The sequence below is a fragment of the Pseudomonas sp. NY8896 genome (genome assembly GCF_039634505.1).
Genome location: NZ_CP132350.1, coordinates 5,283,395 through 5,298,862, shown reverse-complemented (window position 1 = coordinate 5,298,862; position 15,468 = coordinate 5,283,395). Strand labels below are relative to the sequence as shown.

General features: G+C 61.4%; 11 protein-coding genes. 9 read left to right on the top strand and 2 right to left on the bottom strand.

Features of this window, described 5'->3' with window-relative positions; genetic code table 11:
- Positions 1-699 (bottom strand): bifunctional 2-polyprenyl-6-hydroxyphenol methylase/3-demethylubiquinol 3-O-methyltransferase UbiG, encoded by a 699-nt coding sequence (ubiG, locus tag Q9451_RS23830; RefSeq protein WP_012271034.1) that lies wholly within the window; start codon positions 697-699, stop codon positions 1-3.
- A 110-nt stretch (positions 700-809) separates the two neighbouring features.
- Here ubiG and mtnA point away from each other — a divergent pair, with 110 nt between their 5' ends.
- The 8 genes from mtnA (at position 810) to ltrA (ending at position 14,001) form a co-directional block, all read left to right on the top strand.
- Entirely contained in the window at positions 810-1,886 is a 1,077-nt protein-coding gene (gene mtnA, locus Q9451_RS23825; RefSeq protein ID WP_012271035.1) for an S-methyl-5-thioribose-1-phosphate isomerase, read from the top strand.
- A gap of 286 nt (positions 1,887-2,172) precedes the next feature.
- Positions 2,173-4,938, top strand: a complete 2,766-nt coding sequence (gyrA, locus tag Q9451_RS23820; RefSeq protein ID WP_060492588.1) for a DNA gyrase subunit A — start codon at positions 2,173-2,175, stop codon at positions 4,936-4,938.
- A 98-nt stretch (positions 4,939-5,036) separates the two neighbouring features.
- A complete protein-coding gene (gene serC / locus Q9451_RS23815; protein ID WP_041166649.1) occupies positions 5,037-6,122 on the top strand; it encodes a 3-phosphoserine/phosphohydroxythreonine transaminase in 1,086 nt (361 codons plus the stop codon).
- A complete protein-coding gene (pheA, locus tag Q9451_RS23810; RefSeq protein WP_012271038.1) occupies positions 6,122-7,216 on the top strand; it encodes a prephenate dehydratase in 1,095 nt (364 codons plus the stop codon). Before serC ends, pheA begins: the two co-directional genes overlap by 1 nt.
- Positions 7,217-7,409: 193 nt before the next feature.
- Positions 7,410-9,617: a bifunctional prephenate dehydrogenase/3-phosphoshikimate 1-carboxyvinyltransferase gene (locus Q9451_RS23805; RefSeq protein WP_041166650.1), complete on the top strand. Its 2,208-nt coding sequence runs from the start codon at positions 7,410-7,412 to the stop codon at positions 9,615-9,617.
- Positions 9,614-10,300: a (d)CMP kinase gene (cmk, locus tag Q9451_RS23800; RefSeq protein WP_012271040.1), complete on the top strand. Its 687-nt coding sequence runs from the start codon at positions 9,614-9,616 to the stop codon at positions 10,298-10,300. Before Q9451_RS23805 ends, cmk begins: the two co-directional genes overlap by 4 nt.
- A 124-nt stretch (positions 10,301-10,424) precedes the next feature.
- Positions 10,425-12,101, top strand: coding sequence for a 30S ribosomal protein S1 (gene rpsA, locus Q9451_RS23795; protein WP_003252673.1), 1,677 nt, complete (start codon positions 10,425-10,427; stop codon positions 12,099-12,101).
- A 478-nt stretch (positions 12,102-12,579) separates the two neighbouring features.
- Entirely contained in the window at positions 12,580-14,001 is a 1,422-nt protein-coding gene (ltrA, locus tag Q9451_RS23790) for a group II intron reverse transcriptase/maturase (protein WP_024718247.1), read from the top strand.
- Between the two features lie 188 nt (positions 14,002-14,189).
- Here the strand turns inward: ltrA and Q9451_RS23785 are convergent, their stop codons facing one another.
- Positions 14,190-14,642 (bottom strand): transposase, encoded by a 453-nt coding sequence (locus tag Q9451_RS23785; RefSeq protein ID WP_012271041.1) that lies wholly within the window; start codon positions 14,640-14,642, stop codon positions 14,190-14,192.
- 517 nt (positions 14,643-15,159) lie between these two features.
- Here Q9451_RS23785 and ihfB point away from each other — a divergent pair.
- Positions 15,160-15,456 carry an integration host factor subunit beta gene (ihfB, locus tag Q9451_RS23780; protein WP_003252675.1) on the top strand — a complete coding sequence of 99 codons (297 nt, stop codon included), beginning with the start codon at positions 15,160-15,162 and terminating at the stop codon, positions 15,454-15,456.
- Positions 15,457-15,468 lie beyond the last annotated feature (12 nt).

Below are 15,468 nucleotides of genomic sequence, written 5' to 3'. Positions count from 1 at the left end.
TTATTCCTCGCGCAGGGTCTGGATCATGTAGTTGACGTCGACGTCGCTGTTGAGCTTGTAGTGCTTGGTCAGCGGGTTGTAGGTGAGGCCGATGATGTCCTTTACCTGCAGGCCGGCATCGCGGCTCCAGGCACCCAGCTCGGACGGGCGGATGAACTTCTTGAAGTCATGGGTGCCGCGCGGCAGCATTTTCAGAATGTATTCGGCGCCGACGATGGCCAGCAGGTAGGCCTTGGGGTTGCGGTTGATGGTGGAGAAGAACACCTGGCCGCCAGGCTTGACCATGCGGTAGCAGGCGCGAATCACCGAAGACGGGTCGGGCACGTGCTCGAGCATTTCAAGGCAGGTGACCACGTCGAACTGTTCAGGCATTTCCTCGGCCAGCGCTTCGGCGGTGATCTGCCGGTATTCCACCTGCACGCCCGACTCCAGCTGATGCAGTTGGGCCACTGCCAGCGGTGCCTCGCCCATGTCGATACCGGTGACCGTGGCGCCGCGCAGGGCCATGGCTTCGCTGAGGATGCCGCCGCCACAGCCTACGTCCAGCACTTTCTTGCCGGCCAGGCTGGCCCGCTCGTCGATCCAGTTGACGCGCAGCGGGTTGATTTCGTGCAGCGGCTTGAACTCGCTTTCGCGGTCCCACCAGCGGTGGGCCAGCGCTTCGAACTTGGCGATTTCGGCGCGGTCGACGTTGCTCATTGAACAGTCCTCTGAAACTTCGCAAAATTGCGCCGGAGTATACCCGAGCGCTCAGCCCCAAGGGTCGCTATAATCGCCGGCTTTTGATATCCGAACGACAGGGAGAGGTGATGCGCGAGCGACTTTTGGCGGCGGAGAAGGTGACCGCGATCCGCTGGCAGGGCGGCGCCTTGCACCTGCTCGACCAGCGTCTGCTGCCGTCGCAAGAGCGCTGGCTGGCCTGCGACAATGTTGCGCAGGTGGCTGCGGCGATCCGCGACATGGTGGTGCGCGGGGCTTCGGCCATCGGCATTGCCGCCGCCTACGGCCTGGTGCTGGCCCTTGAAGAGCGGCTGGCCCAGGGTGGCGATTGGGAGATGGACCTGGAAGAAGACTTTCTCACCCTGGCCGAAGCGCGCCCCACTGCTGCCAACCTGTTCTGGGCGCTGAACCGCATGCGCGAGCGCCTGCTGCGCCTGCGAGCGGACGAAGACGTGCTCGCCGCGCTGGAAGCCGAAGCCGTGGCTATCCATGAAAGCGACCGTGAAGCCAACCTGACCATGTCCCAGCAAGGTATCGAGCTGATCCGTCGCCATCAGGGCAATGCCCAGGCCTTGCTCACCTACGGCAACGCCGGCGCCCTGGCCAGCGGCGGCTTTGGTACCGCACTGGGGGTTATTCGCGCCGGTTACCTGGAGGGCATGGTCGAGCGGGTCTATGCCGGCGAGACCCGTCCCTGGTTGCAAGGCTCGCGCCTGACCGCCTGGGAGCTGGCCAACGAAGGCATCCCGGTGACCCTGTGCGCCGATTCGGCGCTGGCCCACCTGATGAAGACCAAAGGCATCACCTGGGTGGTGGTGGGGGCGGACTGCATTGCCGCCAACGGCGACGTGGCCAGCAAGATCGGCACCTATCAGCTGGCGGTCAGCGCCATGCATCATGGTGTGCGGTTCATGGTGGTGGCGCCGAGCACCAGCATCGACCTGAACCTGGCCACGGGCGAGGATATCCCGTTGGAGGAGCGTGACGCCGACGAGTGGCTGGACTTTGGCGGTGCCCCGGCGGTGCCGGATGTCGAGGTGTTCAACCCGGTATTCGACGTGACCCCGGCCGACCTGATCGATGTGATCGTGACCGAGCGCGGCATCGTCGAGCGCCCGGATACTGCCAAGCTGGCCCAGCTGATTTGCCGCAAGCGGTTGCACTGATGCCTGTATTGCCTGTACCGCCGCGAAAAGGCCGGTACAGGCAATGAAAATTCAAGATTCAAACCCACCTGAGACCACCTGCCACATCTCCCCACCGCCCCCGCCTTTGTGATAACATCCGGCAGTTTCCAGGACCGCCCATCACGGCGGCCTTCATTGCGCAGATCCATGGCACAACTCATTGATTTGTCGTAAGTCGTCGCACCCATATGCGCTGCGGCGGCGAGCTTCGTTCGGCCCTTGATGGAGCTGCGAAGTTTCACCAGAAAAAGGAATCAGGCTTCTCATGGGCGAACTGGCCAAAGAAATCCTCCCGGTCAATATCGAAGACGAACTGAGACAGTCTTACCTCGACTACGCGATGAGCGTGATTGTCGGGCGAGCGCTGCCCGATGCGCGTGACGGCTTGAAGCCCGTGCATCGTCGCGTTCTCTATGCGATGAGCGAACTGGGCAACGACTGGAACAAGCCGTACAAGAAATCCGCCCGTGTGGTCGGTGACGTGATCGGTAAGTACCACCCGCACGGCGACATCGCGGTCTACGACACCATCGTGCGTATGGCCCAGCCGTTCTCGCTGCGCTACCTGCTGGTCGACGGTCAGGGCAACTTCGGTTCGGTGGACGGCGACAACGCCGCGGCCATGCGATACACCGAAGTGCGCATGACCAAGCTGGCCCACGAGCTGCTGGCCGACCTGCACAAGGAAACCGTCGACTGGGTACCCAACTACGACGGCACCGAGCAGATTCCGGCGGTCATGCCGACCCGTATTCCCAACCTGCTGGTCAACGGCTCCAGCGGTATCGCCGTGGGCATGGCGACCAACATTCCGCCGCACAACCTTGGCGAGGTCATCGACGGCTGCCTGGCGCTGATCGACAACCCGGACGTCACCATTGATGAACTGATGCAGTTCATCCCTGGGCCAGACTTCCCGACTGCCGGCATCATCAACGGTCGCCAGGGCATCATCGAGGCCTATCGCACCGGCCGGGGCCGCATCTACATGCGTGCCCGCTCCGAGATCGAAGACATCGACAAGGTAGGCGGCCGCCAGCAGATCGTTATCACCGAGCTGCCGTACCAGCTGAACAAGGCACGCCTGATCGAAAAGATCGCCGAGCTGGTCAAAGAGAAGAAGATCGAAGGCATTACCGAGCTGCGCGACGAGTCCGACAAGGACGGCATGCGCATCGTCATCGAGCTGCGTCGCGGCGAGGTGCCGGAGGTGGTGCTCAACAACCTCTATCAGCAAACCCAGCTGCAGAGCGTGTTCGGCATCAACGTGGTGGCATTGGTCGATGGCCGTCCGCGCCTGCTCAACCTCAAGGACCTGCTCGAAGCGTTCGTCCGTCACCGCCGTGAAGTGGTGACCCGCCGTACCGTGTTCGAGCTGCGCAAGGCCCGTGAACGTGGCCACATCCTTGAAGGCCAGGCGGTCGCGCTGTCCAACATCGACCCGGTCATTGCCCTGATCAAGGCCTCGCCGACCCCGTCCGAAGCCAAGGAAGCCCTGGTTTCCACGCCGTGGGAATCCAGCGCCGTGCAGGTCATGGTCGAGCGCGCTGGCGCCGACTCCTGCCGCCCAGAGGACCTGCCGGAACAGTACGGGCTGCATGATGGCAAGTACTTCCTGTCGCCTGAGCAGGCTCAGGCCATTCTCGACCTGCGCCTGCACCGCCTGACCGGCCTGGAGCACGAGAAGCTGCTGGCCGAGTACCAGGAAATCCTCGAGCAGATCGGCGAACTGATCCGCATCCTCAGCAGCGCCGAGCGCCTGATGGAAGTGATCCGCGAAGAGCTGGAAGCCATTCGCGCCGAATACGGCGATGCCCGTCGTACCGAAATCCTCAATGCCAGCCACGACCTCAACTACGGCGACATGATCCCGGAAGAAGAGCGCGTGGTCACCATCTCTCACGGTGGTTATGCCAAGACCCAGCCATTGTCCGCTTACCAGGCCCAGCGCCGTGGCGGCAAAGGCAAGTCGGCGACTGGCGTGAAGGACGAGGACTACATCGAGCACCTGCTGGTCGCCAACAGCCACGCCACCCTGTTGCTGTTCTCCAGCAAGGGCAAGGTGTACTGGAAGAAGACCTACGAAATCCCCGAAGCGTCCCGTGCTGCCCGTGGTCGCCCGCTGGTCAACCTGCTGCCGCTGGAGGAGGGTGAGCGCATCACCGCCATGCTGCAGATCGACCTCGAAGCGCTGCAGCAGAACGCCGACCTCGACGAAGAGCTGGAAGAAGCGGATGACACCGTGCTCGAAGGTGAGCTGGTAGAGGCCGAGGAAGTCGACGAAGAAGACGGCGACACTCCGGAGTGGGTGGCGGAGCCGACCGGCGCGTACATCTTCATGGCTACCGCCTCCGGCACCGTCAAGAAGACCCCGCTGGTGCAGTTCGCCCGTCCGCGCTCCAACGGCCTGATCGCCTTGAAGCTGAAGGAAGGCGATACCTTGATTGCAGCGGCCATCACCGACGGCGCCAAAGAAGTCATGATGTTCTCCGACGCCGGCAAGGTCATCCGCTTCGCCGAGAGCGTAGTGCGTGAAATGGGCCGTAACGCGCGTGGTGTGCGCGGCATGAAACTGGGTAAAGGTCAGCGCATCATTTCCATGCTGATCCCCGAGTCGGGCTCGCAGATCCTCACCGCGTCCGAGCGTGGCTTCGGCAAGCGCACCCCGCTGTCCAAGTTCCCGCGTCGCGGCCGTGGTGGCCAGGGTGTGATCGCCATGGGTACCAAGGGGCGCAACGGTCTGCTGATCGGTGCTATCCAGGTGCAGGAAGGCGAGGAGATCATGCTGATCTCCGACCAGGGTACGCTGGTGCGCACCCGGGTTGGCGAGGTATCCAGCCTGAGCCGTAACACCCAGGGCGTTACGCTGATCAAGCTGGCGGCTGATGAGACGCTGGTGGGCCTGGAGCGTATCCAGGAGCCGTCCGAGGACGAACTCGATGATGTGGTCGAGGCGGACGAGGAGGGTGTCGAGGCTGAAGCGCCAGACAACGAAGAAGCTGCTGGCGCCGAAGAGGCCCCGCAAGAGTAAGCAAGCGTAAACCCGAGCGGGGCGACCAAGGTCGCCCCGTTTGACTGATTGCAGCAGGCAACAACGAATTTGTTCTATTTGGCAGAGCGAGAGTGGATGTGAGCAAACGAGCCTTTAACTTCTGCGCAGGCCCTGCCGCGCTTCCTGACGCTGTCCTGCAGCGCGCCCAGGCCGAGATGCTGGACTGGCGTGGCAAGGGCTTGTCGGTGATGGAAATGAGCCATCGCAGCGACGATTACGTGGCCATCGCCGAAAAGGCCGAGCAGGACCTGCGTGACCTGCTGTCCGTCCCCTCCAACTACAAGGTGTTGTTCCTGCAGGGTGGTGCCAGCCAGCAGTTCGCTGAAATCCCGCTGAACCTGCTGCCGGAAAACGGTACCGCCGACTACATCGAAACCGGTATCTGGTCGAAAAAGGCCATCGAGGAGGCGCGCCGCTTTGGCAACGTCAATGTCGCCGCCAGCGCCAAGCCATACGATTACCTGGCCATCCCAGGTCAGAACGAGTGGAGCCTGACCAAGAACGCGGCCTACGTGCACTATGCGTCCAACGAGACCATTGGCGGCCTGCAGTTTGACTGGGTGCCGGAAACCGGTGACGTGCCGCTGGTCGTCGACATGTCGTCCGATATCCTCTCGCGTCCGATCGATGTGTCGCAGTACGGTCTGATCTACGCCGGCGCGCAGAAGAACATCGGCCCAAGCGGCCTGGTGGTGGTGATCGTCCGTGAAGACCTGCTGGGCCGCGCCCGCAGCAGCTGCCCGACCATGCTCGACTACAAGGTGTCGGCCGACAACGGTTCGATGTACAACACTCCGGCCACCTACTCCTGGTACCTCTCGGGCCTGGTCTTCGAGTGGTTGAAAGAGCAGGGTGGCGTCGACGCCATGGAGCAGCGCAACCGCGCCAAGAAAGAGCGTCTGTACGGCTTCATCGACAACAGCGATTTCTACACCAACCCGATCAGCGTCAATGCTCGTTCGTGGATGAACGTGCCGTTCCGCCTGGCTGATGAGCGCCTGGACAAGGCCTTCCTCGCCGGCGCCGACGCCCGTGGCCTGCTCAATCTCAAGGGCCACCGTTCGGTTGGCGGCATGCGCGCCTCCATCTACAACGCCCTGGGCCTGGAGGCGGTGGACGCGCTGGTGGGCTACATGGCTGAATTCGAGAAGGAGCACGGCTGATGTCCGAACAGGAGCTCAAGGCGCTGCGCGTACGCATCGACAGCCTCGACGAGAAAATCCTCGAGCTGATCAGCGACCGCGCCCGTTGCGCCGAAGAAGTGGCCCGGGTCAAGACCGCCTCGCTGAAAGAAGGCGAGAAGCCGGTGTTCTACCGTCCCGAGCGTGAGGCTGCGGTGCTCAAGCGCGTGATGGAGCGTAACAAGGGCCCGCTGGGCAACGAAGAGATGGCGCGGCTGTTCCGCGAAATCATGTCGTCGTGCCTGGCCCTGGAAGAGCCGCTGAAAGTCGCCTACCTCGGCCCCGAGGGTACGTTCACCCAAGCCGCGGCCATGAAACACTTCGGCCACGCGGTGGTCAGCCGGCCAATGGCGGCCATCGACGAAGTGTTCCGTGAAGTGGCGGCCGGTGCCGTCAACTTCGGCGTGGTGCCGGTGGAAAACTCCACCGAAGGTGCGGTCAGCCACACCCTGGACAGCTTCCTCGAGCATGACATGGTGATTTGCGGCGAAGTCGAGCTGCGTATCCACCACCACCTGCTGGTGGGCGAGAACACCAAGACCGACAGCATCACCCGCATCTACTCCCACGCCCAGTCGCTGGCCCAGTGCCGCAAGTGGCTGGACGCGCATTACCCGAACGTTGAGCGCGTGGCCGTGTCGAGCAACGCCGAAGCGGCCAAACGGGTCAAGGGCGAGTGGAACTCGGCGGCGATCGCCGGCGACATGGCGGCCAACCTGTACGGTTTGACCCGCCTGGCCGAGAAAATCGAAGACCGCCCGGACAACTCCACGCGCTTCCTGATGATTGGTAGCCAGGAAGTGCCACCGACCGGTGACGACAAGACCTCGATCATCGTGTCGATGAGCAACAAGCCAGGTGCCCTGCACGAGTTGCTGGTGCCGTTCCACCAGAACGGCATCGACCTGACCCGTATCGAGACCCGCCCGTCGCGCAGCGGCAAGTGGACCTACGTGTTTTTCATCGACTTCGTTGGCCACCACCGCGACCCGCTGATCAAGGCGGTGCTCGAGCAGATCAGCCAGGAGGCTGTGGCGCTGAAGGTGCTGGGCTCTTATCCAAAGGCGGTGCTTTGATTCAAGGTTGCCGGGGCCGCTGCGCGGCCCTTCGCGACACGAGGCCGCTCCTACAGGAGTACGCAGTCCCTTGTAGGAGCGGCCTTGTGTCGCGATGGGCTGCAAAGCAGCCCCCTGCGGTCTCACAGGCTGTCCAGATTTCAGAACAGGGTTCGCATCAGTGGTAAATGCAGCAAAAACCAAACCCGCACCAATCATCAACCGCTTGGTCGTGGTCGGCCTCGGCCTGATCGGTGGCTCGTTCGCCAAGGGCCTGCGTGAAAGCGGCCTGTGCCGGGAAGTGGTCGGGGTCGACCTGGATGCCCCTTCGCGCAAGCAGGCCGTGGCCCTGGGCGTGGTCGACCGCTGCGAAGAAGACCTGGCTGCTGCCTGTGTCGGTGCCGATGTCATCCAGCTGGCCGTGCCAATCCTGGCCATGGAGAAAGTCCTGGCCCGCTTGGCCCAGCTCGACCTGGGTGATGCGATCATCACCGACGTCGGCAGTGCCAAGGGCAACGTCGTTCGTGAGGCGCGCGCCGTTTTCGGGCAGCGCCTGCCACGCTTCGTTCCAGGCCATCCCATCGCCGGCTCCGAGCAAAGCGGGGTAGAGGCCTCAAACGCCACCCTGTTCCGTCGGCACAAGGTGATTCTCACGCCGCTGGTCGAAACCGACCCGGCGGCGCTGGCCTTGGTCGACCGCCTGTGGCGTGCGCTGGATGCCGACGTGGAGCACATGTCGGTCGAGCGCCATGATGAAGTGCTGGCCGCCACCAGTCATCTGCCGCACCTGCTGGCCTTTGGCTTGGTCGATTCGCTGGCCAAGCGCAATGAAAACCTCGAGATCTTCCGGTACGCTGCGGGAGGCTTCCGCGATTTCACAAGAATCGCCGGCAGCGACCCGACCATGTGGCACGACATCTTCCTCGCCAACCGCGACGCTGTCCTGCGCACGCTTGATACATATCGCAGCGATCTCGACGCCTTGCGCGACGCGATCGCTGAAGGGGACGGGCACCAACTGCTGGGTGTATTCACCCGCGCTCGGGTTGCCCGCGAGCATTTCAGTAAAATCCTGGCCCGCCGGGCCTATGTGGACGCTATGAACGCCAACGATCTGATTTTCCTGGCCCAACCGGGTGGCCGCCTGAACGGGCGGATTCGCGTACCGGGCGACAAGTCGATTTCTCACCGCTCGATCATGCTCGGCTCGCTGGCCGAAGGCACTACCGAGGTCGAAGGCTTCCTCGAGGGTGAAGACGCGCTGGCGACCTTGCAGGCATTCCGTGACATGGGTGTGGTCATCGAAGGCCCCAACCATGGTCGAGTGACCATTCATGGTGTCGGCCTGCATGGCCTCAAGCCGCCGCCTGGCCCGCTGTATGTGGGTAACTCCGGTACTTCGATGCGCCTGCTGTCGGGCCTGTTGGCCGGTCAGTCGTTCGACGTGACCATGACGGGCGACGCCTCGCTGTCCAAGCGCCCGATGAACCGTGTGGCCAACCCGCTGCGCGAAATGGGTGCCGTGGTCGAGACCGGCCCGGAAGGCCGCCCGCCGCTGACCATCCGTGGTGGCCACAAGCTCAAGGGGCTGACCTACACGCTGCCGATGGCCAGCGCCCAGGTCAAATCCTGCCTGCTGCTGGCTGGCCTGTACGCCGAAGGCAAGACCACTGTCACCGAGCCTGCGCCTACCCGTGACCACACCGAGCGCATGCTGCGTGGTTTCGGCTATTCGGTCGAAAGCAACGGCCCGGTCGCTTCGCTGCAGTCCGGCGGCAAACTGACCGCTACCCGCATCGAAGTGCCGGCCGACATTTCCTCGGCGGCGTTCTTCCTGGTGGCAGCTTCTATCGCCGAAGGCTCCGAGTTGGTGCTGGAGCACGTTGGCATCAACCCGACCCGTACCGGCGTAATCGACATTCTGCGCCTGATGGGTGGCGACATCACCCTGGAAAACCAGCGTGAAGTCGGCGGCGAGCCAGTGGCCGACCTGCGTGTGCGCGGTGCCCAGCTCAAAGGTATCGATATTCCAGAAGCGTTGGTGCCGCTGGCCATCGACGAATTCCCGGTGCTGTTCGTCGCGGCTGCATGCGCTGAAGGGCGCACAGTGCTACGTGGCGCCGAAGAGCTGCGGGTGAAGGAGTCCGACCGCATCCAGGTCATGGCTGACGGCCTGATCACGCTGGGAATCAAGTGCGAGCCGACCCCGGACGGCATCATCATCGACGGCGGCCAGTTGGGCGGCGGCGAAGTACACGGGCATGGTGACCACCGCATCGCCATGGCCTTCAGCGTAGCCTCGCTGCGCGCCAGTGCGCCGATCCGCATCCACGACTGCGCCAACGTCGCCACCTCGTTCCCCAACTTCCTGGCACTGTGCGCCGAAGTGGGCATCCGCGTGGCGGAAGAGGGCAAGTCGTGAATTCGCTGGCACCGGTCATCACCATCGACGGGCCGAGCGGCTCGGGCAAGGGCACGGTCGCCGGCCTGCTGGCCCGTGAGCTGGGCTGGAAGCTGCTGGATTCTGGCGCGCTTTACCGGTTGCTGGCATTCAATGCCAGCAACCACGGCGTCGACCTGACCAACGAAGAGTTGCTGACCAAGCTTGCCGCCCATCTGGATGTGCAGTTCATCGCCGCCGAGCCCGGTAAGCTGCAACAAATCATCCTCGAGGGTGAGGACGTCAGCAACGTCATCCGTACCGAAACCGTCGGCGCGGGTGCGTCGATGGTGGCCTCGCTGCCGGCCGTGCGTGATGCACTGTTGGTGCGCCAGCGTGAATTCCGCGACGTGCCGGGGCTTATCGCCGACGGCCGCGACATGGGTACCGTGGTGTTCCCGGACGCGCCATTGAAGGTCTTCCTCACCGCCAGTGCGGAGGAGCGCGCACGTCGCCGTTACCTGCAGTTGAAGGGCAAGGGTGAAGATGTTAGTCTGTCGAGTCTGCTGGATGAGATTCGTGCGCGTGATGAGCGCGACACCCAACGTGCAGTGGCCCCGCTGAAGCCAGCGGCCGATGCCATTCAGTTGGACTCTACCGAGTTGTCCATCGAGCAGGTGTTGCAACGTATCAGAAGTGAAATCGCCCAGCGCGATCTCGCCTGATAGCCAGGAAAGCAGGCAGGGGCACCAGTCAACGTCCTGCCGGCTTTCCTTTACTTAAAACGAACCCACATTGTCTGGAATGTGGTTATGGGCGTTTGTTTCGCCCGAATCTACAGGAATTAAAATGAGCGAAAGCTTTGCAGAACTCTTTGAAGAAAGCCTGAAAACCCTCAATCTTCAGCCGGGTGCGATCATCACCGGTATCGTTGTCGACATCGACGGCGACTGGGTTACCGTACACGCTGGCCTGAAGTCCGAGGGCGTCATCCCGCTCGAGCAGTTCTACAACGAAGCTGGCGAGCTGACCATCAAGGTCGGTGACGAAGTGCACGTTGCGCTGGACGCGGTCGAAGACGGCTTTGGCGAAACCAAACTGTCCCGTGAAAAAGCCAAGCGCGCCGAGTGCTGGATTGTTCTGGAAGCAGCTTTCGCCGCCGAAGAAGTGGTCAAGGGCGTTATCAACGGTAAGGTTAAAGGCGGCTTCACTGTCGACGTTAACGGCATCCGTGCGTTCCTGCCGGGCTCCCTGGTTGATGTCCGCCCAGTGCGCGACACCACCCACCTGGAAGGCAAAGAGCTGGAATTCAAGGTCATCAAGCTGGACCAGAAGCGCAACAACGTTGTTGTTTCGCGTCGCAGCGTGCTGGAAGCCGAGAACAGCGCCGAGCGCGAAGCCCTGCTGGAAACCCTGCAGGAAGGCCAGCAAGTCAAGGGTATCGTCAAGAACCTCACCGACTACGGCGCATTCGTGGACCTGGGCGGTATCGACGGCCTGCTGCACATCACCGACATGGCTTGGAAACGCATCAAGCACCCATCGGAAATCGTTAACGTTGGCGACGAAGTCGACGTACGCGTTCTGAAGTTCGACCGCGAGCGCAACCGCGTATCGCTGGGTCTGAAGCAGATGGGCGAAGATCCGTGGGTAGCTATCACTGCCCGTTACCCAGAAGGTACTCGCGTACAAGCGCGCGTTACCAACCTGACCGACTACGGCTGCTTCGCTGAGCTGGAAGAAGGCGTTGAAGGTCTGGTACACGTTTCCGAAATGGACTGGACCAACAAGAACATCCACCCGTCGAAAGTCGTTCAGGTTGGCGACGAAGTGGAAGTCATGGTTCTGGACATCGACGAAGAGCGTCGTCGTATCTCCCTGGGCATCAAGCAGTGCAAGTCCAACCCATGGGAAGACTTCTCCGGCCAGTTCAACAAGGGTGACAAGATCACCGGTACCATCAAGTCGATCACCGACTTCGGTATCTTCATCGGTCTGGACGGCGGCATCGACGGTCTGGTTCACCTGTCCGACATCTCCTGGAACGAAACCGGCGAAGAAGCCGTACGTCGTTTCAAGAAGGGCGACGAGCTGGAAACCGTCATCCTGTCGGTCGACCCAGAGCGCGAGCGCATCTCCCTGGGCATCAAGCAGCTGGAAGACGATCCGTTCTCCAACTTCGTTGCTGTCAATGACAAGGGCGCTATCGTCAAGGGCATCGTGAAAGAAGTTGACGCCAAAGGCGCCATCGTCACCCTGGCCGACGACATCGAAGCTACTCTGAAAGCTTCCGAAATCAGCCGTGACCGCGTTGAAGACGCGCGTAACGTTCTGAAGGAAGGCGAAGAGATCGAAGCCAAGATCATCAGCGTTGACCGCAAGTCCCGCGTTATCAGCCTGTCGATCAAATCGAAAGACGACGCTGAAGAGCGCGAAGCCATCCAGAGCCTGAAAAACGCTCCGGAAGCGGCTGCCGACACCACCATGGCTGCGCTGCTGCGCGAAGCAATGGCCAAGCAGAACTGAGTTCTGTTTGATCGGTAAAAAGGGCGACCCTCGGGTCGCCCTTTTTTTTGGGTGCGCCAGGCATGGCGCGTTGCGCGTAGCGCAACCCGCTTGGTTGTGGTGGCCAAAGCGGGTGACTTGGAGGTGAAAGTCCTCTACACACCCGGCAAGGGGAAGTGTTAGCCAGAGGCAAGGGTGTCGTGGGCGACCGCGAATCTGAAGGAAGCCCGAGGCAAACTGCTGGCCTGACGAACAGGAAGCGGATAGAGGCGGCACAGCGGGGTGAGGCGGCCCAAATCGTCAAAGCCCAGTACTTGCACGGGACGCTGTGACGTAAATCCGACAGGCATAAGCAGGAAGGTCACGCGAATTACCCTGGGAGATCTGCACGTTTGCCACTGTGCTACCGAGCGTCGAGAGGCGACGGGACGAGCGTGCAGAAGTCAGCCGAGGCCGTAGTAAGTGGCGGTTAACCGCGCCACCAAGGGCCGAACAGGTTATGCCGCCAGTAGGCGTCACTGTCTCGTTGGTAGCCGTAATGCAGAAATTTCCTACAACGGAATCTGTCACTCCGAATCCCGGCCAGAAGCCGAGGGTGATGCCTGACAGTGCAAAGGTGCCGGCGGCGTCAGCGACGTGGACGAACGCGGAGCCGGACACGCTGATGGAGCGGGTGCTTGCACCGGCCAACCTCAGGCGTGCGTATCAACGCGTGGTTAGCAACAAGGGGGCTCCGGGTGCCGATGGCATGACGGTCGCTGACTTGGCGGGCTACGTGAAACAGTATTGGCCAACCCTCAAGGCCAGGTTGCTGGCCGGTGAATACCATCCCCAAGCAGTGCGAGCGGTTGAAATTCCCAAGCCGCAGGGCGGCACACGGCAACTGGGAATCCCCACCGTCGTGGATCGCCTGATCCAGCAAGCATTACAGCAACAACTCACGCTACTCTTCGATCCGCTGTTTTCGGACTACAGCTACGGTTTTCGTCCGGGCAAAAGCGCTCACCAAGCCGTTGAACTGGCCCGCTCCCATGTGGCGGCGGGGCATCGCTGGTGCGTGGAGCTTGATCTGGAAAAGTTCTTTGATCGGGTCAACCACGACATCCTGATGGCCTGCTTGCAGCGTCGCGTCGAAGACAAGCGAGTGCTTAGGCTCATCCGCCGCTACCTTGAAGCTGGGGCCATGTCGGGCGGTATCGTCAGCCAACGGCAAGAGGGGACACCGCAAGGCGGCCCACTCTCGCCGTTGCTGTCGAATATCCTTCTGGATGAGCTCGACCGCGAATTGGAACGGCGGGGTCATCGCTTCGTGCGCTACGCCGATGATGCGAACATTTATGTGCGCAGTCCTCGGGCGGGCGAGCGGGTGTTGGCCAGTATCGAGCGCTTCCTGTGCCATCGTTTGAAACTGACGGTGAACCGGAAGAAGAGCCAAGTAGCAGGGGCTTGGAAGTGTGACTACTTGGGTTACGGGATGAGCAGGCACCAGCAACCAAGGCTGCGTGTGGCAACGATGAGCCTGGGGCGCTTACGCGACCGACTCAGAATATTGCTACGCAGTGTAAGGGCCCGCAAAGTGGCGACTGTCATTGAGCGAATCAACCCTGTCCTGCGAGGCTGGGCTGGCTACTTCAAGCTCAGCCAGAGCAAACGCCCACTTGAGAAATTGGATGGTTGGGTCAGGCATAAACTTCGCTGCGTCATCTGGCGTCAATGGAAACGGCCCTCAACGAGGGCGCGCAACCTGATGCGCCTGGGCCTGAGCGAAGAACGTGCCTGTAAATCGGCCTTTAATGGCCGAGGCCCGTGGTGGAACTCGGGAGCATCTCATGTGAATCAGGCGCTACCGAAGAGGCTATGGGATAGGTTCGGACTGGTCTCGATACTGGATACGATAAACCGGCTTAGCCGTATAACCTGAACCGCCGTGTACGGAACCGTACGCACGGTGGTGTGAGAGGACGGCGGCTGTGAAGCCGCCTCCTACTCGATCGTGGATTTTGGGTTGGGTTTAGTCGTGTTCGTCGTGAGGTTTGTGGTGTTCGATAGATCGAGCGCCGCCCGCGCGGCGCTTGATCTCCCAGGCGCAGGCACTCTACCGCCATACCCTCAAAGCCACACCGCATCCCAATGCGGGTAATCACCAGCTCTGCTAACTAACCCCGCCCTGATCGGGTTTGCCACGATATACCTTGCAGCCTTGAGAATATCTTCGTCTCGGCGCAATGCGCGGTCGTAATATCCGGCCTGCCATATCGGCAACATCTTCACCCCGGCTTGGCGCAATGCATTGCTGGATTGGCACTTGAAGCGTTGCATCAGTTTACTAAGCGTCGTGTCTTTCAATTCGATCAACCAGTGCAAATGGTCTGGCATCAGTACCCAGGCGAGCGAGCGGCAGTGCTGCTGCTGATCTGCATGGCGTAGGTTGTGGATTGTCAAGCGGGCATGGTGAAGGTTGTGGAACAGGGGCTGACGCAGGTGGGTTACAGTTGTCAGCATGTAAAGCCTGCCTGGCACCGAGCATCGGGCATGGCGGAGTCTATGGCCGTGGAGGGGCATTGCGTTCATCCTTGAGTATGTGTGTGCCAAGGCAGCGTAGTTGCGGTGGACGGGGCTGGCGCTAACAAGGGTTTCAGCGTGTAAATGGATGGCGTGGGATTTGCGGTGTTGCGCAGATCGAGCGCCGCCCGCGCGGCGCATCGCGAGCTGCGCTCGCTCCTACGTTTGTTTCGGGCCAGTATCGATTGTGACAGGCGCGCGCGACTGCCTTGTTTAAACGACGCGATATCGCGCCATGTACCAAGGCGTCCACGCGCAAATCCATCAGGAAAAATTGGCCCGAAACAAACGTAGGAGCGAGCGCAGCTCGCGATGCGCCGCGCGGGCGGCGCTCGATTGCCGCGCCACCGCAAATCCATTGCCGGACACCTACATGCCCCCGCCGACTAGACCATTCTTGTAAAACTTCAATCTTGAATTTTTTTATTAAGTCAAGATCCACCCTGTTCAAAACCTTCCCGGCGTGCTACAAACTGGTTAAGCAATGATCTAGCTGCTTGATAACGAAGGGAAAAATATGACGAAGTCGGAGCTGATCGAACGTATTGTCACCCATCAGGGGCTGCTCTCGTCCAAGGACGTGGAGCTGGCCATCAAGACCATGCTTGAGCAGATGTCACAATGCCTGGCCACTGGCGATCGCATCGAAATTCGCGGTTTTGGCAGCTTCTCGCTGCACTATCGCGCACCTCGTGTGGGTCGCAACCCAAAAACCGGCCAGTCGGTCAGCCTCGAAGGTAAATTCGTGCCGCACTTCAAGCCCGGCAAAGAGCTGCGTGATCGGGTCAATGAAGAAGACGAGGCTGAAGCCTGATCAACCAAGGAG

Coding starts and splice junctions, on each gene's coding strand:
- pheA (WP_012271038.1), top strand. CDS start 6,122: ATGTCCGAACAGGAGCTCAAGGCGCTGCGCGTACGCATCGACAGCCTC.
- rpsA (WP_003252673.1), top strand. CDS start 10,425: ATGAGCGAAAGCTTTGCAGAACTCTTTGAAGAAAGCCTGAAAACCCTC.
- ubiG (WP_012271034.1), bottom strand. CDS start 699: ATGAGCAACGTCGACCGCGCCGAAATCGCCAAGTTCGAAGCGCTGGCC.
- mtnA (WP_012271035.1), top strand. CDS start 810: ATGCGCGAGCGACTTTTGGCGGCGGAGAAGGTGACCGCGATCCGCTGG.
- ihfB (WP_003252675.1), top strand. CDS start 15,160: ATGACGAAGTCGGAGCTGATCGAACGTATTGTCACCCATCAGGGGCTG.
- Q9451_RS23785 (WP_012271041.1), bottom strand. CDS start 14,642: ATGCCCCTCCACGGCCATAGACTCCGCCATGCCCGATGCTCGGTGCCA.
- ltrA (WP_024718247.1), top strand. CDS start 12,580: ATGCCGCCAGTAGGCGTCACTGTCTCGTTGGTAGCCGTAATGCAGAAA.
- gyrA (WP_060492588.1), top strand. CDS start 2,173: ATGGGCGAACTGGCCAAAGAAATCCTCCCGGTCAATATCGAAGACGAA.